19 protein-coding genes are annotated in these 25,075 nt (G+C 63.0%); 6 read left to right on the plus strand and 13 right to left on the minus strand.

Features of this window, described 5'->3' with window-relative positions:
• Nucleotides 1-56 precede the first annotated feature (56 nt).
• Nucleotides 57-329, minus strand: coding sequence for a hypothetical protein (locus NKH41_RS01495; protein WP_352454720.1), 273 nt, complete (start codon nucleotides 327-329; stop codon nucleotides 57-59).
• A gap of 245 nt (nucleotides 330-574) precedes the next feature.
• On the opposite strand from NKH41_RS01495, the gene NKH41_RS01500 reads away from it, so the two are divergent.
• Entirely contained in the window at nucleotides 575-1,549 is a 975-nt protein-coding gene (locus NKH41_RS01500) for a complex I NDUFA9 subunit family protein (RefSeq protein ID WP_352681475.1), read from the plus strand.
• A gap of 21 nt (nucleotides 1,550-1,570) precedes the next feature.
• Here the strand turns inward: NKH41_RS01500 and NKH41_RS01505 are convergent, their stop codons facing one another.
• Nucleotides 1,571-2,944: a cytochrome P450 gene (locus NKH41_RS01505; RefSeq protein WP_352469893.1), complete on the minus strand. Its 1,374-nt coding sequence runs from the start codon at nucleotides 2,942-2,944 to the stop codon at nucleotides 1,571-1,573.
• 184 nt (nucleotides 2,945-3,128) lie between these two features.
• Here NKH41_RS01505 and NKH41_RS01510 point away from each other — a divergent pair, with 184 nt between their 5' ends.
• The 4 genes from NKH41_RS01510 to NKH41_RS01525 all read left to right on the plus strand — a co-directional run bounded on the left by NKH41_RS01510 (nucleotide 3,129) and on the right by NKH41_RS01525 (nucleotide 10,203).
• Nucleotides 3,129-3,698 (plus strand): NADPH-dependent FMN reductase, encoded by a 570-nt coding sequence (locus NKH41_RS01510; RefSeq protein ID WP_352769032.1) that lies wholly within the window; start codon nucleotides 3,129-3,131, stop codon nucleotides 3,696-3,698.
• A 93-nt stretch (nucleotides 3,699-3,791) separates the two neighbouring features.
• Complete coding sequence (locus tag NKH41_RS01515) at nucleotides 3,792-6,422, plus strand: caspase family protein (RefSeq protein ID WP_352769029.1); 2,631 nt, start codon at nucleotides 3,792-3,794, stop codon at nucleotides 6,420-6,422.
• Between the two features lie 146 nt (nucleotides 6,423-6,568).
• Nucleotides 6,569-9,040, plus strand: a complete 2,472-nt coding sequence (gyrB, locus tag NKH41_RS01520; RefSeq protein ID WP_352769026.1) for a DNA topoisomerase (ATP-hydrolyzing) subunit B — start codon at nucleotides 6,569-6,571, stop codon at nucleotides 9,038-9,040.
• A 245-nt stretch (nucleotides 9,041-9,285) separates the two neighbouring features.
• Nucleotides 9,286-10,203 (plus strand): hypothetical protein, encoded by a 918-nt coding sequence (locus tag NKH41_RS01525; RefSeq protein ID WP_352454725.1) that lies wholly within the window; start codon nucleotides 9,286-9,288, stop codon nucleotides 10,201-10,203.
• Between the two features lie 88 nt (nucleotides 10,204-10,291).
• Here NKH41_RS01525 and NKH41_RS01530 read toward each other — a convergent pair whose 3' ends face one another.
• The 11 genes from NKH41_RS01530 to NKH41_RS01580 form a co-directional block, all read right to left on the minus strand.
• The gene (locus tag NKH41_RS01530) at nucleotides 10,292-11,812 is read right to left on the minus strand and encodes a hypothetical protein (RefSeq protein WP_352769023.1); all 1,521 of its coding nucleotides are present in this window, start codon (nucleotides 11,810-11,812) and stop codon (nucleotides 10,292-10,294) included.
• A gap of 92 nt (nucleotides 11,813-11,904) precedes the next feature.
• Nucleotides 11,905-13,302 (minus strand): NAD(P)(+) transhydrogenase (Re/Si-specific) subunit beta, encoded by a 1,398-nt coding sequence (locus NKH41_RS01535; protein ID WP_352769020.1) that lies wholly within the window; start codon nucleotides 13,300-13,302, stop codon nucleotides 11,905-11,907.
• Between the two features lie 6 nt (nucleotides 13,303-13,308).
• On the minus strand, nucleotides 13,309-13,731 hold the full coding sequence (locus NKH41_RS01540) for an NAD(P) transhydrogenase subunit alpha part 2 (protein WP_502893749.1): 423 nt from the start codon (nucleotides 13,729-13,731) through the stop codon (nucleotides 13,309-13,311).
• Nucleotides 13,731-15,005: a Re/Si-specific NAD(P)(+) transhydrogenase subunit alpha gene (locus tag NKH41_RS01545; RefSeq protein WP_352769018.1), complete on the minus strand. Its 1,275-nt coding sequence runs from the start codon at nucleotides 15,003-15,005 to the stop codon at nucleotides 13,731-13,733. Before NKH41_RS01545 ends, NKH41_RS01540 begins: the two co-directional genes overlap by 1 nt.
• Nucleotides 15,006-15,086: 81 nt before the next feature.
• On the minus strand, nucleotides 15,087-15,311 hold the full coding sequence (locus NKH41_RS01550; RefSeq protein ID WP_023676259.1) for an aa3-type cytochrome c oxidase subunit IV: 225 nt from the start codon (nucleotides 15,309-15,311) through the stop codon (nucleotides 15,087-15,089).
• A gap of 173 nt (nucleotides 15,312-15,484) precedes the next feature.
• Complete coding sequence (locus NKH41_RS01555) at nucleotides 15,485-15,634, minus strand: DUF3096 domain-containing protein (RefSeq protein WP_013528205.1); 150 nt, start codon at nucleotides 15,632-15,634, stop codon at nucleotides 15,485-15,487.
• Between the two features lie 119 nt (nucleotides 15,635-15,753).
• Nucleotides 15,754-16,536 carry an N-acyl amino acid synthase FeeM domain-containing protein gene (locus NKH41_RS01560; RefSeq protein ID WP_352469883.1) on the minus strand — a complete coding sequence of 261 codons (783 nt, stop codon included), beginning with the start codon at nucleotides 16,534-16,536 and terminating at the stop codon, nucleotides 15,754-15,756.
• A 150-nt stretch (nucleotides 16,537-16,686) separates the two neighbouring features.
• Nucleotides 16,687-19,008: a putative bifunctional diguanylate cyclase/phosphodiesterase gene (locus NKH41_RS01565; protein WP_352769015.1), complete on the minus strand. Its 2,322-nt coding sequence runs from the start codon at nucleotides 19,006-19,008 to the stop codon at nucleotides 16,687-16,689.
• Between the two features lie 152 nt (nucleotides 19,009-19,160).
• Nucleotides 19,161-22,640, minus strand: a complete 3,480-nt coding sequence (locus NKH41_RS01570) for an indolepyruvate ferredoxin oxidoreductase family protein (RefSeq protein WP_352769012.1) — start codon at nucleotides 22,638-22,640, stop codon at nucleotides 19,161-19,163.
• 225 nt (nucleotides 22,641-22,865) lie between these two features.
• Nucleotides 22,866-23,396 carry a hypothetical protein gene (locus NKH41_RS01575; RefSeq protein ID WP_352452209.1) on the minus strand — a complete coding sequence of 177 codons (531 nt, stop codon included), beginning with the start codon at nucleotides 23,394-23,396 and terminating at the stop codon, nucleotides 22,866-22,868.
• Nucleotides 23,389-23,997, minus strand: coding sequence for a CGNR zinc finger domain-containing protein (locus NKH41_RS01580; protein ID WP_352469881.1), 609 nt, complete (start codon nucleotides 23,995-23,997; stop codon nucleotides 23,389-23,391). Before NKH41_RS01580 ends, NKH41_RS01575 begins: the two co-directional genes overlap by 8 nt.
• A gap of 140 nt (nucleotides 23,998-24,137) precedes the next feature.
• Between NKH41_RS01580 and NKH41_RS01585 the strand changes: the two genes are divergently transcribed.
• A complete protein-coding gene (locus NKH41_RS01585; RefSeq protein ID WP_352769009.1) occupies nucleotides 24,138-25,043 on the plus strand; it encodes a branched-chain amino acid ABC transporter permease in 906 nt (301 codons plus the stop codon).
• Nucleotides 25,044-25,075 lie beyond the last annotated feature (32 nt).

The following is a 25,075-nucleotide window of genomic DNA, read 5'->3' on the forward strand; positions in this document are numbered from 1 at the left end:
GAAATTCGTTTGTCCGATGAGCGGCTGAGAACGCCTGCCGATCCGGCAGCGCGAGCCTACTTCCCGCAATAATGATCGTTGATGACGTTCGCCGCATTCGCGTCCGGCCCTACCCTGTTGTAGGAGCAGGGTTCGGCGGCCGTCGTGAACAGGTGGTTGTCATAGTAGCGCGGGCCACCGAACAGAATGTCGATGATGTTGCCGTTGGCCGGAACGTAGCGTTCGGGTTGAGCTTGGTGGTGATGCCGGTTTGCCGCGAATGCCGAGGCACCAATGCTGCAGCCTGTTGCGAAAGCCAGAGCGAAGATCGCAACGCGTTTTGTCGTCATCGCCAATATCCTCCATTCGGAATCAAACCATACATCCTAAAATCGCCGGCCGGAACAAAGGTTCCTGTCCCGAATGGAGTTACCCTAAAGCCCGGCGTCGGCGGGTTTTCTGCCGTTTCCAACGGATACTGGAAATCATGCTTCAACAATGCCGGGCGACCGATGGTCACCCTTTGCCTTTGGCGCGAAACCGACTATGAAACGGCTTCAAACCAAACCATCTGGATAGCCCGCCGGAGCCAGCCATGACCGAAATCCTGCAGACCCCAAAGCTCGTCGTCGTGTTCGGCGGCTCCGGCTTTGTCGGTCGTCATGTCGTGCGGGCGCTGGCCAAGCGCGGCTACCGCATCCGGGTTGCCTGCCGTCGGCCCGATCTCGCCGGCCACCTGCAGCCGCTCGGCAATGTCGGGCAGATCCAGCCGGTGCAGGCCAATGTCCGGGTGCGCTGGTCGGTCGACCGCGCCGTGCAAGGCGCGGACCATGTCGTCAATCTGGTTGCGATCGCGCATGAGGCCGGCCGGCAGAAATTCACTGCCGTCCACGAATTCGGCGCGCGCGCTGTCGCTGAAGCGGCGCGCGCCGTCGGCGCCGGCCTCACCCACATCTCGGCTCTGGGAGCGGATCTCCACGCGCAATCGGACTACGCGCGTACCAAGGCGCTCGGCGAAAAGGCCGTTCTGGAGACGGTCCAAGACGCCGTGATCTTGCGGCCATCGATCAATTTCGGGCCGGAGGACGGTTTCTTCAACCGCTTTGCCAACATGGCCCGCTTTTCCCCGGTGCTGCCGCTGATCGGCGGCGGGCAGACGAGATTCCAGCCGGTCTATGTCGGCGACGTCGCCGAAGCGGTGGCGCATTCGGTCGACGGCAAGGTCCAGGGCGGCCGGATATATGAACTCGGCGGGCCGCAAGTGCTTACCTTCAAGGAATGCATGCAACAGCTGCTTATCATCATCGAACGCAAGCGGTTTTTGCTGCCCGTGCCATGGTGGCTGGCGAACCTCCAGGCATCAATTCTCGGGCTGTTGCCCAATCCGTTGTTGACCAAGGACCAGGTCCTGCTGTTGCGCCAGCACAATGTCGTGTCGGAAGCCGCCGTCAAGGACAACAGGACGCTCGCCGGCCTCGGGATCCAGCCACGGTCGATCGGAACCATCCTGCCCAGCTATCTCTGGCGCTACCGCGCCGCCGGCCAGTTCCAACGCAAGTCCGCCGCATAATACGAACGGACGTCCGGTTGCCTACGAGGCGCGCCGGGTGACCTGCATCGGCAGGCCGCCTTGCGGCTGCGTCGTCAGCTTCTGCACCGGCCAGGGGCGGGTTTCCGCGGTGGCGTCGAAACGGTAGCGCGACAGCATGATCGCCAACGCGATGATTGCCTCCTGCATGGCGAAGCTGGCGCCGATGCAGACGCGGGGGCCGGCGCCGAACGGCAAATACTGGAAACGATCGATCTTTTCGCGGTTTCCCGGATGGAAGCGTTCCGGCATGAAAGCGTCCGGCCGGTCCCACAATTTCCGATGGCGGTGGACGACCCACGGCATCACCAGCACCGCGGCACGTCGCGGTATGTAGAGGCCGTTCCAGGTTTCGGGCTCGATCGGTTCGCGGTTGATCGACGGCGCCGGCGGATAGAGCCTGAGCGCCTCGTCGAAGGCGGCGCGGGTGAGCGGCATGGCGTCGAGCCATTTCGTCGGATCGGGCTCACGCGCCAACACCGCATCGATCTCGTGCTCGATCTTTTCGCGCTCCCACGGCGCTTCGGCAAGGCAGTAGAGCGTCCAGCCGAGCGCCCTGGCCGTAGTCTCGTGGCCGGCACCGATGAAGGTGATGATGTTGTCCTCGACCTCGGCCCGGGTCAGCCCGCCCGGTCCCTCCGCCTTCAACAGCAGCGTGAGAAAATCCTGCGGCACGGTGTCCGGAGCGCGCCTCAGCCGCGCCTCGCGCATCTGCACCGTGTCGGTGACGATCTTGCGGAAGTAGGCCATGGTCTTGCGGCCGCGGATGCGGGTCAGGCGCGGCAGCCAGTCGGGCGCACGCAAAAGGTCGAGCGGATCGACCCGGCCCATCGTCTCGAACAGGCGGTCGATCTCCTTGGCGAAGCTGCCGGGCTCGCCCGATATCTCGCCCGAAAACAGTGTCTCGGCCAGGATGTCGAAGGTGAGCAGCGTCATGTCATGGGCGATATCCGACGTGCCACCTTGCTCGTAACGGGTGACGAATTCGAGCGTGCGTTTCAGCATCGGCTCGGCGAAGCCGAAGATGTGGCGCGGCGTGAACACCGGCGCCATCGCCTTGCGCGAACGCCGCCACACTTCGCCCTCGGCGGTCAGCAGCCCGTCGCGCAAGATCGGCCGCAGGATCAACTGGCGCACCGTGGCCATCTTGTAGTTCTTGGCGTTGTCGACAAGCACATGGCGGATGAGGCCGGGATCGTTGGCGATGACCAGCGGTCCCCCGACGCCGTTCACCGAAATCCAGGGCTCGTTGTAGGTCGCCTCACCCCACAGTTCGAGCGGATTGCGGTAGACGATGCGGATCATCTCCAGCGTTGAAGGCGGCGCGGTGCGCGGCTTCGGCGCCGGCGGGACGAAGGGGACGGGCTGACTGTCCATGGCTTGCTCCGCTGACACCTCAATGTAGTGACGGGCAAGGCAGGCGTCCATGTGACCGGACGACAAGGCGAAGCATCCGCTCTCTGGAATGTGACCGGGGCACCGGAAAGTGCCTGCTTGCTGTGTCGGGCTGCGTGTCTTAGGTGGCAGCACCACAGATGCCACTAACCGGCGGGAGCCTGCCTTGAAGCACCAGTTGAACGTCATCATCGGCAGCACGCGGCCGGGCCGCGCCGGGCCGGTTTTCGCAAATTGGCTGGAGAGCTTTGCGCGCGAGCACGGGAAATTCGAGCCGGTGCTCACCGACATCGCCGCCTTCAACTTGCCGGTGCTGGACGAGCCGCATCATCCGAGACTCGCCAAATACGAAAACAGCCACACGAAAGCGTGGTCGAAGGCAATCGACGCCGCCGACGCATTCGTCTTCGTAGCGCCGGAATACAATTATTTCGCCGCCCCCGCGATCGTCAACGCGGTCGACTACCTGCTCAGGGAATGGCGATACAAGCCGGCCGCCATCCTCAGCTACGGCGGTGTCTCCGGCGGCCTGCGAGCGGCGCAGGCGATCAAACCGCTGCTGACCTCCGTCGGCGTCATGCCGATTCCCGAAGGCGTGGCGCTGCCGATGTACCAGAAGCTGCTCGACGAGACCGGCGCCTTCTTCCCCAGCGAGCAGGTGCTCGGCGGGGCCAGGATCATGCTGGACGAGCTGTTCCGCTGGAGCGAAGCGCTGACGCCGATGCGGGTCGGCTGACAACGCGAACGGCCCAGCTTGCCGATGCCGTAACTTGCTCATGCCATAAAGAGATGGAATGCTCCGGCAAATGACCGAGCCGGGCGGTTCGATTTGCGTCTTCTGTTTGCCTTGCTGCTGATCCTCTCGACGGCCTCCGCTGCCGTGGCGGAGCGGCGCGTTGCGCTGGTCATGGCCGAGAACGACTATCGGCTGATCCGGCCGCTCGCCAATCCCGTCAATGACGGTGAGGTCATGGAAACGGTGCTGAGGAAGCTTGGTTTCGTGGTCTTCCTCGAAACCAACCGCGACCTGCGGCGCATGCGCCGGGCCCTCGACGATTTCCGCGAGGATGCCAAAGGCGCCGACGTGGTACTGGTGTTCTTCTCCGGCCACGGCGTCGAGATAGCCGGCGAGAATCGGCTCCTGCCGGTCGATGCAGACGCGTCGTCGCTCGCTACGCTGGAAAGGACCAGCCTGCCGCTGGAGGAGATCCGCGCGACCGTCGCCGCCACCAGCAAGGTCGGACTGATCGTGCTCGATGCCTGCCGCAGCGATCCGTTTGCGGCTACGGGCGGCGAAGGCCGCGGCGCAACGGCGCTGGTAAAAGAGGTCAGCGACAAGGTCCGGCCGGGTCTTGGCCGCATCGGGCGGGCAGAAAACATTCTGTTTGCTTTCTCGGCGGCGCCCGGCGAGACCGCCGCGGATGGGACCGGCCAGAATTCGCCGTTCACCGCGGCGTTGACGAAATATCTCGGCACCGAAGGTCTCGAGATCCGCTCCGTGCTGACGCTCGTGCAGCAGGAGGTCTACGACCTCTCGCGCGGTAAGCAATTGCCCTATGTCGAGAGCGGCCTGCCGCAGCTGTTCTTTGCCGCCTCGGCCAAGGAGAAATTGCCGGAACGCGAACGCCTGTTGCTGGCCATGGCCGAGGTGACGCCTCAGATGCGCGGCGAAGTGGAGAAGATCGCCAGCGACGCCGACATGCCGCTGGCACCGCTCTATGGCGCGTTGATCAGTTCCGATGCCGGCCACCTCTCCGCGGACAGTCTGAACGCCAGGCTGCGTGAGGCAGCCGACGCCTTCGTCAAGGTGCGGAGCGAAATGCAGACGCTTGGATCCGACGATCTCAGAGTGTCGGCGTTGCGCCGGCAGGCCGAAGAGCAGCTTTCGCTGGGAGCGTTCGATGCGGCGCGGAAAAAGCTCGCCGAGGCAGCCGAGATCGACAGTGTCTCTCGCAACGCTTTGAAGGCCAATTTCGTCAGCCGCACGCTCTCCGAGGCCGCAACGCGCTATTTGTCCGGCGGGGCGGCGCGCGCCGACCTCGACTACGCCACAGCCATCAAGGACTATGAGTCCGTGCTCGCGCTTTATGACGAAGCCGGACAGGTGGTGCTGTCGCTCGACGACGCCGACCGCTTGATCCGCACGCTGGACGAGCTCGGCAAGCTGTATACCACGGTCGGCAATATCGATGCGGCTGGCCGTGCCTTCGAGGCGCTGCAAGCCGATCTCGAGCGGCGGTCGCATCATGAAACCGATCTCAACGTGAAGCGCGACTTCGCCGTCAGCCACGTCAAGCTCGGCAACGTGCGGATGGCGCAAGGCAATCTGCCGTCAGCGCTGCAGAATTATGAGACCGCCAAGACCATTCTGCAGGGCCTGACCGAGGCAGAACCGGACAATCTGGAGTGGTTCGGCGACCTCGCCATGGCCGACGACAAGATCGGCAACGTATTGGCGACGCAAGGCGATCTGGCCGGCGCCGCAGAGGTCTACCAGGAAAGCCTGTCGATCAAGAAACAGCTCGCCGCCGGAGAGCCGGACCGTGCCGAACTGCAGCGCGACCTGACCATCACCTACGATGAGATCGGTCACCTTGCCCATATCGCAGGCCAACTGGACAACGCACAGGCGGCCTATGAAGAGAGCCTGAAGGTGCGGCTGGCGCTGGCGGCGGACAAACCGGGAGACGCCGACCGGCAGCGTGACGTCTCGGTCAGCCACGATACGATAGGCGACCTGCTGCGCGAACGCGGCGACGCCGCCGGGGCGCTGGCGGCCTACAAGGAAGGTCTGGCGATCGTCAAGCAACTGGCGAAACGCGATCCGGACGACACCGAGTTGAAGCGCGACCTGTCGGTCGGCAACGCCAAGATCGGCAATGCGCTGAGCGACCAGCAGAATTGGCCGGCGGCACTTTCGGCTTATCGTGAGGCACTTTCGCAGGCCAGCGCGCTCGCCGCCGGCGACCCGAACAACACCGAATGGCAGCGTGACCTGTCCGTGTGCATCGAGAAAGTCGCCGGCATCCTGGCGATACAGGGCGACCACAAAGGCGCGCTGAAAGCCTATCTGGACAGCTACGCGATTGCGCAGAGGCTGGCCAAGCTCGATCCCGCCAATTCCGACTGGCAGCGGGACTTGTCGATAACGCTGTCCGAAGTCGCCACGCTGCGCCTCAGGCAGCGCGACGTCAGGGGCGCCCGGCAAGCCCTTCAGGACAGCCTGGCCATTCGCGAGAAACTTGCCCGGTCCGATCCGGACAACGCCACCTGGCAGCGCGACCTGGTGGTCGCCTATATCGACTACGCCCAAGTCGCAAAGGACCCGAAGGCTGTGCTTTCCAAGGCGCTCGACATGACGCTCGAGCTCGACCGGAGCGGGCGGTTGGCACCGCGCCACAAGTTCATGATCAAGTTTTTACGTGAGCGGCTGGCCAGGATCGAAGCCAGGCGCCGATAGCCTGCTCACGCGATGGTCATTCCGTTCCGAAATGCCTGCAAACCTTGGAAAAACCGCCTTTTGCGCCTATATCTACGACATTAGAAATGCGCGATTCGAAGCCGATTTTTCGCGCTCTGCACACGGCATCAATCAGACAGGTTTTCATGAGCGACCAGACCGACATCGCCAACGGCGTTGAAGCCGAATACGGCGCCGATTCCATCAAGGTTTTGAAGGGCTTGGATGCCGTTCGCAAGCGGCCGGGCATGTATATCGGCGATACCGACGACGGCTCGGGCCTGCACCACATGGTCTATGAGGTGGTCGACAACGCCATCGACGAAGCACTGGCCGGCCATGCCGACCTGGTGACGGTGACGCTCAATCCGGACGGATCGGTGACGGTCATCGACAATGGCCGCGGCATTCCGACCGATATCCACACCGGCGAAGGCATTTCAGCGGCCGAAGTGATCATGACGCAGCTGCATGCCGGCGGCAAGTTCGACCAGAACTCCTACAAGGTCTCAGGCGGCCTGCACGGCGTCGGCGTGTCGGTCGTCAACGCCCTGTCGGCCTGGCTGAAACTGAAGATCCGCCGCAACGGCCAGATCTACGAGATGAGTTTCACGCATGGCAATGCCGACGCGCCGCTGCGCATCACCGGCAGTTATGAACAAGACAAGGTCCCCGGCACCTATGAAGGGCGCAGCGGCAGCGAAATCACGTTTTTGCCGTCGTCCGAGACTTTCACCATGGTCGAATTCGACTACGGTACGCTGGAGCATCGGCTGCGCGAGCTCGCCTTCCTGAACTCCGGCGTGCGCATCGTTTTGACCGATGCCCGCCATGCCGACATCGTGCGCCATGAACTGCACTACGATGGCGGGCTGGAAGAGTTCGTCCGATATCTCGACCGGACGAAGAAGCCGTTGCTCGACAAGCCGATCTCGATCCGCGCCGAGCGCGACGGCATCACGGTTGAAGTCGCCATGTGGTGGAATGACAGCTACCACGAGAACGTGCTGGCCTTCACCAACAACATCCCGCAACGCGACGGCGGCACGCATCTGGCAGGCTTCCGCGGTGCGCTGACGCGCCAGATAACCGGCTATGGCGACTCCTCGGGCCTGACCAAGAAGGAAAAAGTGGCGCTGATCGGCGATGATTGCCGCGAAGGGCTGACCGCGGTGCTGTCGGTCAAGGTTCCCGACCCGAAATTCTCCTCGCAGACCAAGGACAAGCTGGTGTCGTCCGAGGTCCGCCCGGTGGTCGAAGGGCTTGTCAACGAAGCGCTCGGCACCTGGCTCGAGGAGCACCCGACCGAGGGCAAGGCGGTCATCGAGAAGGTCATCCAGGCCGCTGCCGCGCGCGAAGCCGCGCGCAAGGCACGCGACATCACCCGCAAGAGTTCGCTCGGCGTCACCTCGCTGCCCGGCAAGCTGGCCGATTGCCAGGAGCGCGATCCGGCGAAATCCGAGATCTTTATCGTCGAGGGCGACAGCGCCGGCGGCTCGGCCAAGGGCGGCCGTTCGCGCCAGAACCAGGCCATTCTTCCGCTGCGCGGCAAGATCCTCAATGTCGAGCGCGCCCGCTTCGACCGCATGCTCGGCTCCGACATGATCGGCACGCTGATCACCGCGCTCGGCACCTCGATCGGCAAGGACGAGTTCAACGCCGACAAGCTGCGCTACCACAAGATCATCCTGATGACCGACGCCGATGTCGACGGCGCCCACATCCGCACCTTGCTGCTGACCTTCTTCTTCCGGCAGATGCCGGAACTGATCGAACGCGGGCATCTCTACATCGCGCAGCCGCCGCTCTACAAGGTGACGCGCGGGAAGAGCTCGCAATACATCAAGGACGAAGCCGCCTTCGAGGAATTCCTGATCGGCTCCGGGCTGGAAGAAGCGTCGCTTGCGCTCAGCACAGGCGAGGTGCGGGCTGGACAGGACCTGCGCAGCGCCATCGACGACGCCTTGGCTGTCCGCCAGCTCATCAACGGATTGCACACGCGCTATAACAGAGGCGTGGTCGAGCAGGCAGCGATTGCCGGCGCGCTCAACCCGGAGATCTTCACCGACCTCCGCCGCGCCAGCGAAACGGCCGAGCGTGTTGCCCGTCGTCTCGACATTATCGCCGAGGACACCGAGCGCGGCTGGATCGGCCGCATGTCGACCTCGAACGAGGGCATTGGCGGCTATGTCTTCGAGCGAACGGTGCGCAGCGTCAAGGAGTTCGCGCATCTCGACCTGGCATTGATCAATTCCGCCGACGCACGCCAGCTCGACCGCTATGCGCCGCGCCTGGCGGAAATCTACGGCGAGCCGCCGGTGCTGCGCCGCAAGGATGTCTCGGAAACCATTTCGGGGCCGCTGGCACTGCTCAATGCCGTGTTTGCCACCGGCCGCAAGGGCCTGACCATGCAGCGCTACAAGGGCCTTGGCGAAATGAACGCCGAGCAGCTCTGGGAAACGACGCTCGACCCGAATGTGCGCTCGCTGTTACAGGTCAAGGTCAATGACGCGACTGATGCGGACAGCTTGTTTTCACGGCTGATGGGCGACGAGGTCGAGCCAAGGCGCGAATTCATCCAGGAAAACGCGCTGTCGGTTGCCAATCTGGACATCTGAGCCGCCGTCCAGATACCCAGCCAGCAGGCATGAAGTGTATTGGTGCGCCTTGGCGCACCAATACGACTGCTGCAACGCAACAAAGATCACCAGGACCGCCGGAACGGAAAGGCTTTCAAGGCATTGTAGTTGATCACAATCGCCGCAGGAGGCATCCATGGGACGTGGCATTTTGCTCTGGCTTCTCGGAGTCCCAATTCCGATCATTATTCTGATCATGCTGTTCGCACGGTAGGGAGGCTTCGATGCAGTCCACCGTAACAGCTGTCGACGTTTCCGCCCCGACGGAATCCGCTTCCACTGCTGTCAGCTGGGGGCCAATCGTCGCCGGCGCCTTTGCTGCGTCAACGCTTACCTTCATCTTGATGCTGCTCGGCTCCGGGCTTGGGCTGAGCATGGTGTCGCCATGGTCCGGCTCGGGTGCGTCAGTCACCACTTTCGCCGTTTCCACCGCCGTCTGGCTGATCGTCGTGCAGTGGCTGTCGTCGGCCCTGGGCGGCTACCTCGCCGGACGCCTGCGCACCAAATGGGTCGGCATCCACACCGATGAAGTCTTCTTCCGCGATACCGCTCACGGCTTCCTGGCCTGGGCGCTGGCGACGCTGCTCGTCGCCGGCGTGCTCGGCACGGCGCTTTCGGCCGCGATAGGTACCGGTGTCCAGGCTGCTTCGACTGTGGCATCGGGCGCGGCAATGGGCGCTTCGGCAGGTGCTGCTGCAAACGCGGGTAGCGCCTCGACTGACAACGCCACATGGTATTTCGTCGATACGCTGTTCCGCCCGGCCGATCCGGCAAGGCTCGCTGCCGCCAATCCGGAGAGCGACGCTGCGGCAACGGCGCAGGCATCGCGCATTCTAGTCGCGAGTGCCGCAGCAGGCGAAATATCGGCCGACGACAAGACCTATCTGTCGCGGCTGGTGGCCGCCCGCACAGGCCTGTCCGAAGCGGATGCCACCGCTCGCGTCGATACGGTAATCGCCAGAGCGCAGGACGCCAAGGTCAAGGCCCAGCAGGCGGCCGACACCGCCAGAAAGGCAGGCGCCACCTTCTCGCTGATTGGCGCGCTGTCGCTGGTCGTCGGGGCCTTCATTGCCAGCGCGGCTGCAGCACTTGGCGGCAGGCAGCGCGACGACGAGGAAGCGATTTTCCTGACCAATCGTTGATCGGTGACTAAGCGAACTCGGTCCGCTTCGGGAAGATTACGCCCGAAGGGGACCTTGCTTTGAACTGCCGCCGCGCATTGCTTGCCGCCTACAGCTCAGCTTCCAGTTTGCGGCCGAGATCGACCGCATCGCGCAGCACGGCAAGGTGCGAGCGCGGCTGTACGCCGGCCAGCGCGTCGACCTCGACGCCGCTCGCCGTCAGCGACCAGTAGAGCCTGTGCGTGAAGACGCGGCCGCCCGAGCCGCGCAGCTCGACCTGGATGTTTTCCACGCCGGGACCAAAATTTTCCGTCATCCGCCCTGAAATCGGGTCGCCGGTCAGCCAGCCATTGCCCCTGTCGAAAATATTGGTCCAGCGTGTCGCGGCAAACACCGCGCCATGATGCACTGCCCGCTGCGGCTTGCCGGAATGGCTGCGCCCTTCCTGGTAGAGCATGGTCCCGCCCGCCGCTCTGTCGGCGATCGGCGGGCATGCTGAAAACAGGCGCTCGGCGATGCCGCGCCTGAATTCGGCGAGGTTGTAGGTCACCAGAAACTCGCTGTGGGTCAGCGGACTGCCGAGCGTGACGAAATCGCTGATCTTCCACGGCAGCGGATGATCGGCGTCGCCGACGCGAAGCTGCCGGTAGAGCTCCCATTGGCTGCGCCGGAATGCGGGGAGGTCATCGAGGCTGTCGGGCCAAGCGGAGGCATCGGCGACCAGCGTCGCCTTGTCGACGGCGTGGATCGCCTTCAGCCTCGCTTTGTCGCGAATGGCTTCCAACTTTCTAGGCCTGAAATCGGCCCACAATATCTGCAACAGATCATAGGCGATGATCGACCCGAGGCTGTGCGAGACCAGCACGATGCGGTCATAGGCATCGTCCATCATGAGACGCTTCAGCAGCTTGAGGCCACGCTCGCGGACCAGCGCCCGCTTCTCGACCGTTGCCGCTTCGGCCCGCACATAGGCGGCGACGTCGCCGAAATAGGGCAAGCCAAACTGGTCCACCGACCAGATGACGAACGACGCCAGAACCGTGACAAGCACACCCGTCGTCCAGGAGATGTAGCCTTGCCAGGTCGACGTTGCGAGCGCCAGCGCCGCGCCCAGGACCACGAGGGTGGCCAAAAGCGTGACGACATAGAGTTTGAGCACATCGCGCGGAATATCGGCCGGCTTGCGCCAGAGCAGGGTCGTCACCCAGGCAGCAAGGCGGCTTCGGGTCGTGCCCTGGGTGATGTCGGCCCAGTAAAGCTCGTAGAAATCGGTGCGGCGGCCATCGACATCATAGGGCGTGGTGATCCGGCGGAGTTCGTGCGAATTGGTCCGGCTGTCGGGCGTGATCCAGCTCTGGTTGATCTTCGCACCCATCGGGTCGGCCGGATCGGGGACATGGGCATAGAACGGTGCACGGGCCGGATCGTGGCTCCATACGGCCTGGACAAACTCCCTCAACGTGTCCATGGGCCGCTGCTCGCCCATGCCGTGCACGACCACTACCGCCTGGCTGCGCTTGCGTGGCGCCTTCTCTGCTGCGGTCAGATCGGCGGCCGGCAATGCAGCAGAACCAGGGTCGGGCACCAGCACCTCCACGATGACGCCGTTAGCAAGACGACGGGTCGGCATCGTAGCTTCAGAACCGGTAGCAGCCAAGAAAAAGCCCGGTGCGGAGCCGGGCTGTATTCGACGATCGGCAGTGAGTTGGCAGCGACGCCGTTTCAGTGATCCATCGCTTTGACGATCTCCTCGGTCATCTTCTTGGCGTCGCCGAGCAGCATCATGGTGCCGTCCTTGTAGAACAGCGTGTTGTCGATGCCGGCATAGCCGGAGCCGAGCGAGCGCTTGACGAACAGGCAGGTGCGGGCCTTGTCGACATCGAGGATCGGCATGCCGTAGATCGGTGACGACTTGTCGTCACGGGCCGAGGGATTGGTGACGTCGTTGGCGCCGATGACATAGGCGACGTCGGCCTGCGCGAACTCAGAGTTGACGTCCTCCAGCTCGAACACTTCGTCATAAGGCACGTTGGCTTCGGCCAAGAGCACGTTCATGTGGCCGGGCATGCGGCCGGCAACCGGGTGGATGGCGTATTTGACGTCGACGCCGTTGGCCTTGAGCTTGTCGGCCATCTCGCGCAGCGCGTGCTGCGCCTGGGCGACGGCCATGCCGTAGCCCGGCACGATGATGACCTTTTGCGCATTCATCATCAGATAGGCGGCATCCTCGGCCGAGCCCTGCTTGACCGTGCGCTCGATGCCGTCGTTGGCAATGGCTGATGTCTCGCCGCCGAAGCCGCCGAGGATGACCGAGATGAAGCTCCGGTTCATGCCTTTGCACATGATGTAAGACAGGATGGCGCCCGACGAGCCGACCAGCGCGCCGGTGATGATCAGCGCCAGATTGCCGAGCGTGAAGCCCAGGGCGGCCGCGGCCCAGCCCGAATAGGAATTCAGCATCGACACGACCACCGGCATATCGGCGCCACCGATCGGGATGATGAGAAGCACACCCAGCACCAGCGAGGCGGCAACGATCAGCCAGAACACCACCTTGGACTCGGTGGTGACGAGCAGCACGATCAGCACGATCAGCGCAATGCACAGGGCCGCGTTGATGAAGTGGCGGCCACCGATCATGATCGGCTTGCCCGACATGCGGCCGTCAAGCTTCAAGAAGGCGATGACCGAGCCGGTGAAGGTGATGGCACCTATGGCAACGCCGAGGCTCATCTCGATCAGTGCCTGGGCATGAATATCGGCGACGGTGCCGATGCCGAAGCTTTCCGGTGCATAGATGGCGGCGGCCGCCACCATGACCGCGGCAAGACCGACCAGCGAGTGGAAGGCGGCGACCAGCTGCGGCATCGAGGTCATGGCAATGCGCCGTGCCGTGACCGCACCGGCCGAGCCGCCTATCAGCAGCCCGAGCACTATGAGGCCGAAGCGCCCGGCCGAAGGGGTCGCCAGCGCCAGCGTCGTGGCGATGGCGATGCCCATGCCGATCATACCGTACATGTTGCCCTGGCGGCTGGTGGTCGGATGCGACAGGCCGCGCAATGCGAGGATGAACAGGATGCCGGAGACCAGATAGAGAAAGGAGGCGAAGTTGGCGTTCATAGCGGCCTACTTTTCCTTCTTCTTGTACATGGCCAGCATGCGCTGGGTGACGAGGAAGCCGCCGAAGATGTTGACCGATACCAGCATCAGCGCAACGAAGCCGAAGCCGGTGGCAAGCCCTGAGGCCGAGATGCCGACGGCCAGCAGCGCGCCGACGACGATGACGGAGGAAATGGCGTTGGTGACCGCCATCAGCGGCGTGTGCAGTGCTGGTGTGACGGACCACACGACGTAGTAGCCGACGAAGATCGCCAGGACAAAGATGGCGAAGCGAAAGACGAAGGGATCGATGGCACCGCCGGACAGCGCGTGAGCGGCGTCACCCACCGCCTCGGTGCCGGGCGCGGCCGCCAGGTTCTGCACCGCGAGCCGCACGGCAGCTGTCGCCTGGTCGAGCTGGTCGAGGGCTTTCTGCAGCGTCTGATCCATCACGCGATCCCTCCGGTGGTCTTAGGCTTCCTCGCAGCGGCCGTTTTCTTCGCAGCCGGCTTCGCCGAAGCCTCGGCAACCATCGTCCTGGCCGGAATGGCCGGTGGCTCGACATATTGGCCCTTTGGCGGCTCCTGCTCAGCCTTTGCGAAAGCCGGATGCACGATCTTGCCAGCATCGGTCAGCATCGTCGCCTTGACCAGTTCGTCATCGTGATTGATGGCAAGCGTCTTCGCCGCCTTGTCGACCAGCGTCTCGAGGAAGGCATAGAGGTTCCTGGCATAGAGAAGCGAAGCGGAGGCGGCGACGCGACCGGGAACATTGAGATGGCCGACGATCTTTACCCCGTTGGCGGTGGTCACCACCTTGCCGGCTTCGGCGCCCTCGACATTGCCGCCGCGCTCGACCGCGAGGTCGACGATCACCGAGCCGGGTTTCATCGAGGCGACCATCGCCGCCGAGACCAGCTTCGGCGCCGGACGGCCGGGGATCAGCGCCGTGGTGATGACGATGTCCTGCTTGGCGATGTGCTCGGCGGTCAGCGCCGCCTGCTTGGCCTGGTATTCCTTCGACATTTCCTTGGCGTAGCCGCCGGCCGTCTCGGCCGCCTTGAACTCCTCGTCCTCGACGGCCAGGAATTTTGCGCCGAGCGAGGCGACCTGCTCCTTGGCGGCCGGGCGCACGTCGGTGGCGGTGACCACGGCGCCGAGGCGGCGCGCGGTGGCGATGGCCTGCAGACCGGCGACGCCGACGCCCATGACGAACGCCTTCGCTGCCGGTACGGTGCCGGCCGCCGTCATCATCATCGGTAACGCCCGGTCATATTCGGCAGCCGCGTCGATCACCGCCTGATAGCCGGCGAGGTTGGCCTGGCTGGATAGAACGTCCATCGACTGGGCGCGGGTGATGCGCGGCATGAACTCCATGGAGAAGGCAGTAACACCGGCCCTGGCAAGGGCTGCGACGGCAGCGTCGTTGCCGTAGGGATCCATGATCGCGATGACAGCGGCGCCGGACTTATAGCCCTTCAGCTCGGCGTCCGTGGGGCGGCGCACCTTCAGCACCACATCGGCCCTGGCTGCATCGCCGGCCTTGCCGATCGCGGCGCCCACCCGGGCGAACTCCTCGTCGGGAATGCGCGACGCTGTGCCGGCGCCGGTTTCGACAATCACGTCGAAACCCAGTGCCGCCAGCCGCTTCACCGTGTCGGGGGAGGCCCCGACGCGCGGCTCGTTTGCGTCGAGCTCACGAGGGATGAAAACCGTCTGTCCCACCGCATGATCCTTTCGGCCGGAACCCTGTTACCGCAAGACATCGACCGACCCCGGCGGCGCCTTCGACAAAGGTTGGAGGAGTTATCGGAGAATAAAGGCGCCGATGGCCAGGATCAGCACGAATAGGATAGTCCCCGAGAAGAAGCCGCCCACAAAGAAGCCGAACGCCATGGCAAGAAGCACGGCGGCGCAAAATAGCGACCCATATTTGGCCAGCATCACAAAGCCGGCATAGGTGCGGTCGTGCTCGGCATAGTCCATCTTCGCGCCTAGTTCGACAGGACCGGTCGGCGTGTGTTCAGCCATTGGAATACCCCTTCGAAGACATCTTTCAGGCACATAGCGAAAAGCCGCGTTAAGGGCAATGGCGCTATTGCCGCATCGCCGCAGCCAACAATCTCAAGCAAAACTTGAAATCGCTGCGCGGAGCGCGGCGATACCAATCACAATGGATGGCAGGTCCGCTATTGCCGATGTCGTTAGCCGGCGAGATGCGGGAACAGGCCGAGCAGGCCGACAACGATCAGATAAAGGGCGACGATATAGTTGAGCAGCCGCGGCATCACCAGGATCAGCACGCCTGCAATCAGCGAGATAAGCGGGGTAAGGGCGAGCGTGGAAATGGTCATATCGGTTCCTTTGATCGGATCGCTATCGAAGCGATGCTTGGCGGATGCCGGCCATGCCGACCTATCACCAGCACCCTTGCCCAGAACGCCGAAGCAACCGGAAGGCTCCATGGGCTCGTTCAGGCGGCTTCGCGAAAATACTTGGCGGTGGGCAGGATGGTCAGCGGCGCGAGTTCGCCGGCACCGGGCGTATCGAACAACATGCGCTGCTCCATTGGCGTCGAACGGAAGAACGGAAAGCGAGCGTAGGTTTCATTCTTGATCGCCAGGACATCGGCTTGATAAAGCAGCGCGAAACAGTTGATCACGCCGGCATAGGGCCGCGCATCGCCAATCGGTCGCGCCCGATAGATGCGCTTGTAGAAAGCCGCATGGTCCTCGCGGATCATGGATATGCAATAAGGCGCGCCGAAATGGAAGCAAGCCATGCCCGCAAGGCGCAGCGTCACATACGGGATCTGCGGGTAAAGCCGTGACCATTCGGCGTCCACGGCAAAACGGCTCGGGTCGATAAAGACTTCGCCGGCCGCCAGACGCGGCATCAACAAGTCCTTGTAGACGCTGAGCGCTGGTGATGTGGCGTTATCAGCGGACACGTTATGCAGGCGCATTGTGCTGACCAGCCGCCCCTCGATATAGATTCCGAACGTATGGCAATTGGGCAGTTCGTCAAACTCGTCATGGACCTGACGAGACGCATTCTCGGGCACCAGATCGTTCATCCGATAGGAATTGTAGCGCAGCCTGTAAATGTTTTCGAAGTCCTCGCCGCTTTCACAGCGTCGGTACTCCGTCCGGTCAAGCAGCGCATAAACATGTTGCGCGAAGCTGGACATGGTCTCGGACGCATCTTTCCCACCAGCGCCCGCCGCATGGCCGAGCGAACTCAACTGGGCACACATGAACTCTATTCCCCGCGATTACCGCCACCAGCCGACACTACGGACGGGTCATGAGATGTAAAGATGAAAATAAATAGGAGCTCGTTTACCGCTCGTTAAGGTTAACAATTAATAAAATTATACTAAAATACGCGGGTTTTCAGCGCGAAGTCAGCGCCGCGGCGCCTTCCTTGCCGTCTGGATGTCCTTGGCAAAGGGCCAGACGGTGCTCGACATCGTCTCGATGCCGGACGCGCTGAGTGCCGACCCGAACAGAAAGCCCTGGACCAGGTCCGGCTTGACCTGCAATGCCAGGATCTTGAGCTGTTCGAAGGTCTCGACACCTTCGACGGTAACCGAAAGTCCCAGCGGCCGTGACAGGTTGACGATGCCCTTGAGCAATTCGAGCGACCGGCTGTTCTGAGTGACATCCATCAGGAACGAGCGGTCGATCTTGATTTTGTCGAGCGGCAGTTTGTGGAGATAGCTGAGGCTCGAATACCCGGTACCGAAATCGTCGAGCGCAATGCGCACGCCGAGCCGCTTCAACTCCTCGATATATTGGCGTGTCAGCGACTTGTCGTCGAGCAGCGCCGTCTCGGTGACCTCGATCTCCAGACGTCCGGCGGAGAGACCGGATTCAGCCAGCGCGTCGCGAACCTTCTGGATGACATCACGGTTGCGGAAATCCTTGGCCGAGAGATTGACCGACACGCTGGTCTGGGCCGGCCATTTGGCGCATTCCGTGCAGGCAGCATGCAGGACGAAGGTGCTGATGTCGGAAATAATCCCCATTTCCTCCGCCAGCGGAATAAAGATAGCGGGGGAAATCGGCCCGAGATCGGGATGATCCCAGCGGCACAGCGCTTCGCAACTGGCGATACGCATCGTGCTCATCGCCACGATCGGCTGATAGACCACCCGCAATTCGTTGTTTTCCACGGCGCTGCGCAGGTCCGCCTTCATCAGCTGACGGCTGCGGAAGGCAGCATCCATGGAGGCCTCGAACAGCCGCCAACCGTTCTTGCCAAGCTCCTTGGCCTTGTAGAGTGCAAGGTCGGCTTTGACGATCATGGCGTCGACGTCGGTATCCTTGACCCGCGACAGCACCGCGCCGCCGCTGGCCTGGATGCGTAATCCGTGGCCGGCGACATCGACCTCGCCCTGTAGATTGACAAAGATCTCATCAACCTGGCCGGTCAGGTGGCTTTCATCCTCGATGCGCTCGAAGAAGATCATGAACTCGTCGCCGCCGAAGCGGCTGACGGTGATGCCTGGCCCAGCGACTGCCGCCAGCCGCTCGGCAACGGCGTAGATCAATCCGTCGCCGACCGGATGGCCGAGCGTGTCGTTGACGCTCTTGAAATCATCGAGATCGAGCACCACCAGCCCGCAGAGACGCTCGGGATCCCCTGAGGCCATGGCTTCCACCACCAACTCGTGGAAGTAGGCGCGGTTGGGCAGGCCGGTGAGACTGTCGTAGCGCGCCATGAAGCGGATCTTGTCTTCCGCCTCGACCCGGGCGGTCACATCCTCGAAAGTGACGACGCCCAGTTCCTGGCTGCCTTCGCGCGCCGAAAATTCATAGTGCTGGCCGTTGGTGAGCGAGACCAGGACCTTGCGGTCGCGGCCCTCGCGCAACGCACGCGTCAGCTGGGCTTCGATGTAACGGCAATCTTTCGGCGCCAGCATGCCGCCTGCAGCGCCGCGCATCAGCAGACCGTGGATCGAGCGGCCTAGCAGCGCATCGGCCGATTTGAGCGACATCAGGTGCGCGGCTTCGGCATTGGCCACCGCCACCCGGCCGTCGGGACCAAGCATGACAAGGCCATGCGACATGGTGTTGAGCGCGCGGTTGAAACGCTGCGCGATGCGGTTCGCCTTCTTTTCCTCCGACAGGGCGGTAAACAGGACTTCGCGGACGATGTCGGCGAACCGCTTGATCGCAAACAGAAAAGGGGCCGACATCAGACCGAGGATGATGTGGTAGATATCGCCGCGCAGGATAAAGCCAAGCGATATGGGCCATGTGGTGGTTATGATAAAAATCATGACCATGCGCGGCGACCCATAATTGCGGCCGGCAATTGACGTGACCGATGCCAGAGTGACGCAGACAGAGGCTATTTCGGCATAGTTGTCGTGGCTGTCATTTGCCAGATAGATACTGACGAAACAGAACGCGCCAAGCATGAAACCATGCATCGAACCGAAAATTATGTAATCGTTTTCGCGATCATGGGCTTCTTCCCACGTCGTCGGGGAAGGAAGTCGCCCGTATTTTCGGATGTTGCGAAGGCGCAGAGTACCGACAATGATGAGCCCAGCGGCAACTAGAAGATACGCCAAGTCCATGGTCTTCCAATAGACCAGAATGACGAGGAGTGTCTGCGCAACAAGGCCGATCGACAGCGTGAACCCGTCGCGAAACAGCGTTTCCACGAACGGAATGTAAACGTCGACCGGAATCTCGTTTTTTCGTCTCAGATTCACGCCTGGATCCCAACCCTGGGGAACCCAGCAGTGTCACATTGGCCTTAAGAAAGGTTTAGAGCGGCGTTTCGAGCCCTGCCGGCATCCATTGGTGACGCCGCGGAAGCAGGGAAACTACAGTTCAGGTAAACAAGGTGTATCACAGCGCTGAATTATTCGGCGGCTTGAAGTTGCGGCCGCAGCGGCGCCGTCGAGAGGCGGTCGAGCAGACGCTGGCGTTCGCCGGCGGCTTTTTCGGCACTGGCCTGCTTGACGTGGCCAAAGCCGCGGATGAGCGCCGGTACCGAAACAAGCGCGGCAGCAACCTCGATCTTGCCCGGCGCCAGCGCGCCGGCGACAAGTTCCAGGTCGGCTTCATAGAGGGCAAGAAGCTGCCGCTCCATACGCCTCTCGGCGCTGTAGCCGAACAGGTCGAAAGCGGTGCCGCGCAGGCCCTTCATCGCCGCCAGCAGGCGGAACCCGTTCATCATCCACGGGCCAAAGCTCGATTTCTTCGGCTTCCCGTCACTGCCGCGCCTGCCCATGATCGGCGGTGCGAGATGGAATTCAAGCTTGCCGTAGCTCTGGAACTGCTTTGCGAGCTCTGCGGCAAAGGAGCCGTCCGTATAAAGCCGCGCCACCTCGTATTCGTCCTTGATCGCCATCAGCTTGAACAGGTTCTTTGCGGCAGCCTCGGTCACCACGGTCGACCCGGGCACAGCATTGGTTTCGGCCTTGCGCAGCGCCGCCAGTCTGTCGGCATAGCGCTTGCCATAGGCGGCGTTCTGGTAGGCGGTCAGGAAGCCGACGCGGCGAGCAATGATATCGTCCAGCGTCTCGGCAATGGCGACATGCTGCGTGGCCTTGCCCGGCTGGGCGAGAAGGCTGCGGACGAAATCCGGCTGGTGGGCGGCGCGGCGGCCCCAGCGAAATGCCGCGACATTCATCGCTACCGCCTCGCCGTTGAGCTCGATCGCCTTCTCGACCGCCTCCGCCGACAGCGGCAAGCCGCCATGCTGGAAGGCGAATCCGAGCATGAACATGTTGGCACCAAGCGAGCTGCCGAACAGGGCAGTGGCGGTGCGGGTAGCGTCGAAGAAATGCGTCCTGTCGTCGCCCGCGGCCGTTCTTATCGCCTTCTTCAGCCGCTCGACGGGCAGCGAGAAATCGGCCGAACGGGCGAACTCGCCCGGCATGATCTCGGCAGTGTTGGCGAGGAAGATGGTATGGCCTTCGCGCACCGCGGCCAACACCTTCTTGGCACCTGAAACGACGAGATCGCAGCCGAGCACGAGATCGGCCTTGCCGGCCGATACCCGAATGGCGTGGATGTCGTCCGGCGTGCGGGCGATGCGGACATGGGTGAACACAGAGCCGCCCTTCTGGGCGAGGCCGGCCATGTCGATCATGCCGCAGCCCTTGCCTTCCAGGTGCGCGGCCATGCCGAGCACCGCGCCTATTGTGACGACGCCGGTGCCGCCGACACCGTCGATGATCGCCGCCCAGCCTTGTTCACCGAGCGTAAATTGCGCCGGCGCCGGCACCCCCGCGAGCGGGTCGGCCGCGCCGGCTATGCCTTCGGCTTTCCTGATTTTGGCGCCGTGGACAGTGACGAAGGAGGGGCAGAAACCGTTGACGCAAGAGAAGTCCTTGTTGCAGCTCGACTGGTCGATCTTGCGCTTGCGGCCGAATTCGGTCTCGACCGGCTGGATCGAGACGCAATTCGACTGCACGCCGCAATCGCCGCAGCCTTCGCAGACCAGCTCGTTGATGAAGATACGCTTGTCCGGATCGGGGAACGTGCCGCGCTTGCGGCGGCGACGCTTCTCGGCGGCGCAGGTCTGGTCGTAGAGCAGCACCGAGACGCCTTTGACCGAACGCAACTCGCGCTGGACGAGATCGAGGTCGTCGCGGTGATGGATGGTGGCGCCGGCGGGAAATTCCACCTTGCCGGTATATTTGTCCGGCTCGTCGGTGACGATGGCGATGCGCTCCACGCCCTCGGCGCGCACCTGTCTTGCGATCATGTCCACCGTCAGGCCGCCCTCGTGCGGCTGCCCGCCGGTCATCGCGACGGCGTCATTGTAGAGGATCTTGTAGGTGATGTTGGCGTCGGTCGACAGCGCGAAGCGTATCGCCAGCACACCCGAGTGGTTGTAAGTGCCATCGCCCAGATTCTGGAAGATGTGCTCGCGCTTCGAGAACGGCGCCTGGCCGACCCACTGCGCGCCCTCACCGCCCATGGCGGTGAAGCCGACGGTGTTGCGGTCCATCCACAGCGCCATGAAATGACAGCCGATTCCGGCGGCGGCGAGCGAGCCGTCCGGCACCTTGGTCGAGGAATTGTGTGGGCAGCCGGAGCAGAAGAAGGGCGTGCGCGAGGCGATATCTGACGTGTCGGCCAGCATCGCCTGGAACTGGCGCAATTTCGCAACCCGCGCGGCGATTTCTTCCGACGGGCCGATCGTTCGCAAAATCCTCTCGCCGAGCGCGATGGCAATATCGTTGGGGTCGAGCGCGCCCTTGGCCGGGAACAGCCAGTCGCCGGTCTCGTCCTTCTTGCCGACGATGACCGGCTGCGTCGCGGTGCCGTAAAGGTTCTCGCGCAGTTGCACCTCGATCAGCGAGCGTTTCTCCTCGACGACGACGATGGTATCGAGGCCGCGAGCAAAGTCGGCGATGTGTTGCAGGTCGAGCGGCCACGGGCAGCCGACCTTGAACAGCCTGATACCGATACGACTGGCGGCCGCTTCGTCGACGCCGATATCCTCCAGCGCCTGGCGAACATCGAGATAACTCTTGCCGATGGTGACGATGCCAAGCTTGGCGCTGGTGCCGCCCGAATAGACGATCCGATTCAGCCCATTGGCGTGGATGAACGCAGAAGCGGCGGCGCGCTTGTATTCATGCAACCGCTCCTCCTGGCCGAGCATGTCGATCTCGTTACGGATGTTGAGGCCGCCGGGCGGCATGTCGAAGTCCGGAATGACGATATCTAGCCGGTCAAGCGCGGCATCGACCGAGGCTGTCGATTCGATGTTGTCCTTGACGCATTTGATCGCCGCCCAGGTGCCGGCAAAACGCGACATGGCAAAGCCGTAAAGGCCGTAGTCGATGATCTCCTGGACGCCGGCCGGATTAAGGATCGGCACCATGGTGTCGACGAACAGGAACTCGGTGGCATGCGCGTTGGTCGAGGATTCGGCCATGTGGTCGTCGCCCATCAGAGCCAGCACGCCGCCATGTTTCGACGACCCGGCGAGATTGGCGTGGCGGAACACGTCGCCGGAGCGGTCGACGCCCGGACCCTTGCCGTACCAGACCGAAAAAACGCCGTCATGGGTACCCTCGCCCAGCAATTCGGCCTGCTGCGAGCCCCAGCAGGCGGTGGCGGCGAGCTCCTCGTTGAGACCGGGCTGGAAGACGATGTCCGACTGCGCGAGCTGGTTCCTGGCCTTCCACAGCTGCATGTCGAGGCCGCCGAGCGGCGAGCCGCGATAGCCGGAGACGAAACCGGCGGTGTTCAGGCCAGCCCGGCGGTCGCGCTCGCGCTGCATCAGAAGCATGCGGATGACTGCCTGGGCACCCGACAGGAAGATGCGCTCCTTTGCCAGGTCGAACTTGTCGTCGAGCGCGACATTGTGCAGCGTCATCAGGCATTTCCTGTGCGGAGGCCGCGCCTGGAGGTGCGCGGCCAACGTCGGAGTCGAGTGCCCACAGTCTTTCTTCCCTTGCCGGGGAGGTCAAACAAAATCGAAGGTGCCAGGCGGTCCGCAACAAACGATCCGTGCGCGGCCGTGTGGCGCCACGAAACGCCTGTCGGGGAGGATGGCCGAGCATGAAAAATTCCGGCGGCGGTCAGTGCCGCTGGTGATGCATCATGCAGCCTTTGGGCAACTGGGCTTCGGTTCACCGGGCAGCTTGCCGTCGACATGGCCGGCCAGGTCCTTGTTGAGCTCGTAGACTGGCCCGACCACCAGAGGCCGGTCGGGCAGGACCGATTGGTCGAGTGAGGACGTCAGAGTGGTCGCGAAACTCTGCAGCAACTTGCCGCTGGAATCCTCGATGCGGATCGACACCGCATAGGGCTTGTCCTTGACAACGCAGGTAAGCGGCGGGCTGGTGAGCGTCACATGCGGCAGCTTCGGCCATATTTTCTGGGTGACGATGATCGGATCACCGCCGGCCGGGTTCTGGAAGGAGACCACAGCGACCTGCCCCTCACCCACCGGCCGCAGCGGATTGAGAGTGATGACATAGGTGGCGATACCCAGCCGGTAGTTGAACTCGAACAGCTTCCCGGAAATGGCGAACAACTGGTCCTTGCCGGAATCACGGCAGGCGCCGAGCGCGGCCGCCGCGAACAACGCCGCGACGACAATCATCGCGCGTGAGAATCTTCTAGACATTGGTGACCTCCCTGGCCGCGGTCCGGCGGCGATAGTGTCGGTTTGCCTTCTGGCGGTTGCCGCACACCGCCATGTCGCACCAGAGGCGGCTGGAATTCCGGCTTTTGTCGACAAACAGCCAGCTGCAGTTGGGACATATCCTCAGCCTGGCGATGGTGTCGCTACGCAGCAGCGACAGCGCCGAGACCGCAAGCGCGGCCTCGAAGGCAATCGGCGTCGCCGGATCACCGAACGGTTTTCCAGGCGTGCCGATTTCGGTGCGGCTATGAGCGAGGCCATCGGCGCAGGCTTCCAAGAACTTCGGCATATCGCCGGTCGCGATCGCACCTTTCGATACCGCGCCGCGAAACAGCCGATCGGTCGTCTCCCGGATCGACAGCACCACCGGTGCGATCTTTTCAGGCGCCGGCGCTACGAGCCGCCTGCCACCGAGCTCGGCGGCGCGAAAGGCACTCGCGGCTTCGGCAAAGCGGGCGATCTCGGCCGGATCGTCGAAACGGTCGAAAGTTTTCTCCGGATCGTTCCGCAAAACGACGGTGTTCGCCGTATCGAGCGCCAGCATGCCACCGGTAAAGCGGTGCGGAGTCCAGGATACTGTCATATGGCGAATCTAACTGATAACTCGCGTTTGACAAGTTAGATTCCGGGTGCAACGCTCGTCACTGAGGCGATCGCCGTACTGAGAATATCGTTCGTCCCAAACCTCTGCCCCGATTGCGGGGCATGCATAGAGGGTCTTGCATGCTCTATTTCTTCCAGCAGGTTCTGAACGGGCTGCATTCGGGCGCGCTCTACGCATTGCTTGCATTCGGCTACGTGCTGACCAACGGCATCCTGCACCGTACCAATCTTGCCTATGGCGCGCTGTTCGCCTTTTGCGGGCATACGATGATCCTCGCTGCGGCGTTCGGCTATCAGGCGCTGTGGTTGACGCTGTTTGCATCGGTCGCGCTCGGCGTAGCTGCGGCATTCCTTTATGCGGCGCTGCTCAGCCATGTCCTGTCGCGAAGTATCTTCGAACCGCTGGCCGACCGCTCGCCCAACGCCATCGTGGTGACGACGCTCGGCATATTGCTGGTCTTGTCGGAAGCCAGCCGCATCGCCGCCGATACCCATGACCTATGGTTGCCGCCAATGCTGGCCCAGACCATCGTCTTCGCGCAGAATGCCAGCTTCAAGGCGACGTTGACGCTGATCCAATTGCTCGATTGCGCCGCCGTACTGGCGGCCATAGCGCTGGCTGCTTGGGGCTTCGCAGATTCGAGCTTCGGCCGGAGCTGGCGCGCCGTATCCGACGATCCCAAGGCGGCTGCGATGTGCGGCGTCGATGTCCGTGCGGTGTTTCGGCGTGCGGTGCTTTTCGGCGGCCTTTGCGCGGCACTGGCCGGCGTGCTCGCCGCCTTCTACTACGGCAACATCAGCTTCGGCACAGGGTTGGTCTACGGGTTGAAAATCCTGTTCGTCACCGCAGTGGGCGGCTATCTTTCGCCTTTGCGGGCGGCACTGGGCGCCGCCGCTTTCGGCATGGCCGAATCGCTATGGGCCGGCTATTTTCCGCTCGAATGGCGGGACGGCTGGATGTACCTGTTCCTCGTCGCCATGCTTGTGCTGATCGGCGCCGGCCGCGACCAACAGAAGATCGCCTGAGCCGCACCCGACTTTGCTTGGGTGAAAGCGCC

Source organism: Mesorhizobium sp. M1169 (assembly GCF_040318345.1).
GTDB lineage: Bacteria > Pseudomonadota > Alphaproteobacteria > Rhizobiales > Rhizobiaceae > Mesorhizobium.

Bases quoted from the DNA above. Each gene is read 5' to 3' on its own strand.
- NKH41_RS01495 (WP_352454720.1), bottom strand. From the start codon at position 329: ATGACGACAAAACGCGTTGCGATCTTCGCTCTGGCTTTCGCAACAGGC.
- NKH41_RS01500 (WP_352681475.1), top strand. From the start codon at position 575: ATGACCGAAATCCTGCAGACCCCAAAGCTCGTCGTCGTGTTCGGCGGC.
- NKH41_RS01505 (WP_352469893.1), bottom strand. From the start codon at position 2,944: ATGGACAGTCAGCCCGTCCCCTTCGTCCCGCCGGCGCCGAAGCCGCGC.
- gyrB (WP_352769026.1), top strand. From the start codon at position 6,569: ATGAGCGACCAGACCGACATCGCCAACGGCGTTGAAGCCGAATACGGC.
- NKH41_RS01525 (WP_352454725.1), top strand. From the start codon at position 9,286: ATGCAGTCCACCGTAACAGCTGTCGACGTTTCCGCCCCGACGGAATCC.
- NKH41_RS01530 (WP_352769023.1), bottom strand. From the start codon at position 11,812: ATGCCGACCCGTCGTCTTGCTAACGGCGTCATCGTGGAGGTGCTGGTG.
- NKH41_RS01535 (WP_352769020.1), bottom strand. From the start codon at position 13,302: ATGAACGCCAACTTCGCCTCCTTTCTCTATCTGGTCTCCGGCATCCTG.
- NKH41_RS01540 (WP_502893749.1), bottom strand. From the start codon at position 13,731: ATGGATCAGACGCTGCAGAAAGCCCTCGACCAGCTCGACCAGGCGACA.
- NKH41_RS01550 (WP_023676259.1), bottom strand. From the start codon at position 15,311: ATGGCTGAACACACGCCGACCGGTCCTGTCGAACTAGGCGCGAAGATG.
- NKH41_RS01555 (WP_013528205.1), bottom strand. From the start codon at position 15,634: ATGACCATTTCCACGCTCGCCCTTACCCCGCTTATCTCGCTGATTGCA.
- NKH41_RS01560 (WP_352469883.1), bottom strand. From the start codon at position 16,536: ATGTGTGCCCAGTTGAGTTCGCTCGGCCATGCGGCGGGCGCTGGTGGG.
- NKH41_RS01570 (WP_352769012.1), bottom strand. From the start codon at position 22,640: ATGACGCTGCACAATGTCGCGCTCGACGACAAGTTCGACCTGGCAAAG.
- NKH41_RS01575 (WP_352452209.1), bottom strand. From the start codon at position 23,396: ATGTCTAGAAGATTCTCACGCGCGATGATTGTCGTCGCGGCGTTGTTC.
- NKH41_RS01580 (WP_352469881.1), bottom strand. From the start codon at position 23,997: ATGACAGTATCCTGGACTCCGCACCGCTTTACCGGTGGCATGCTGGCG.
- NKH41_RS01585 (WP_352769009.1), top strand. From the start codon at position 24,138: ATGCTCTATTTCTTCCAGCAGGTTCTGAACGGGCTGCATTCGGGCGCG.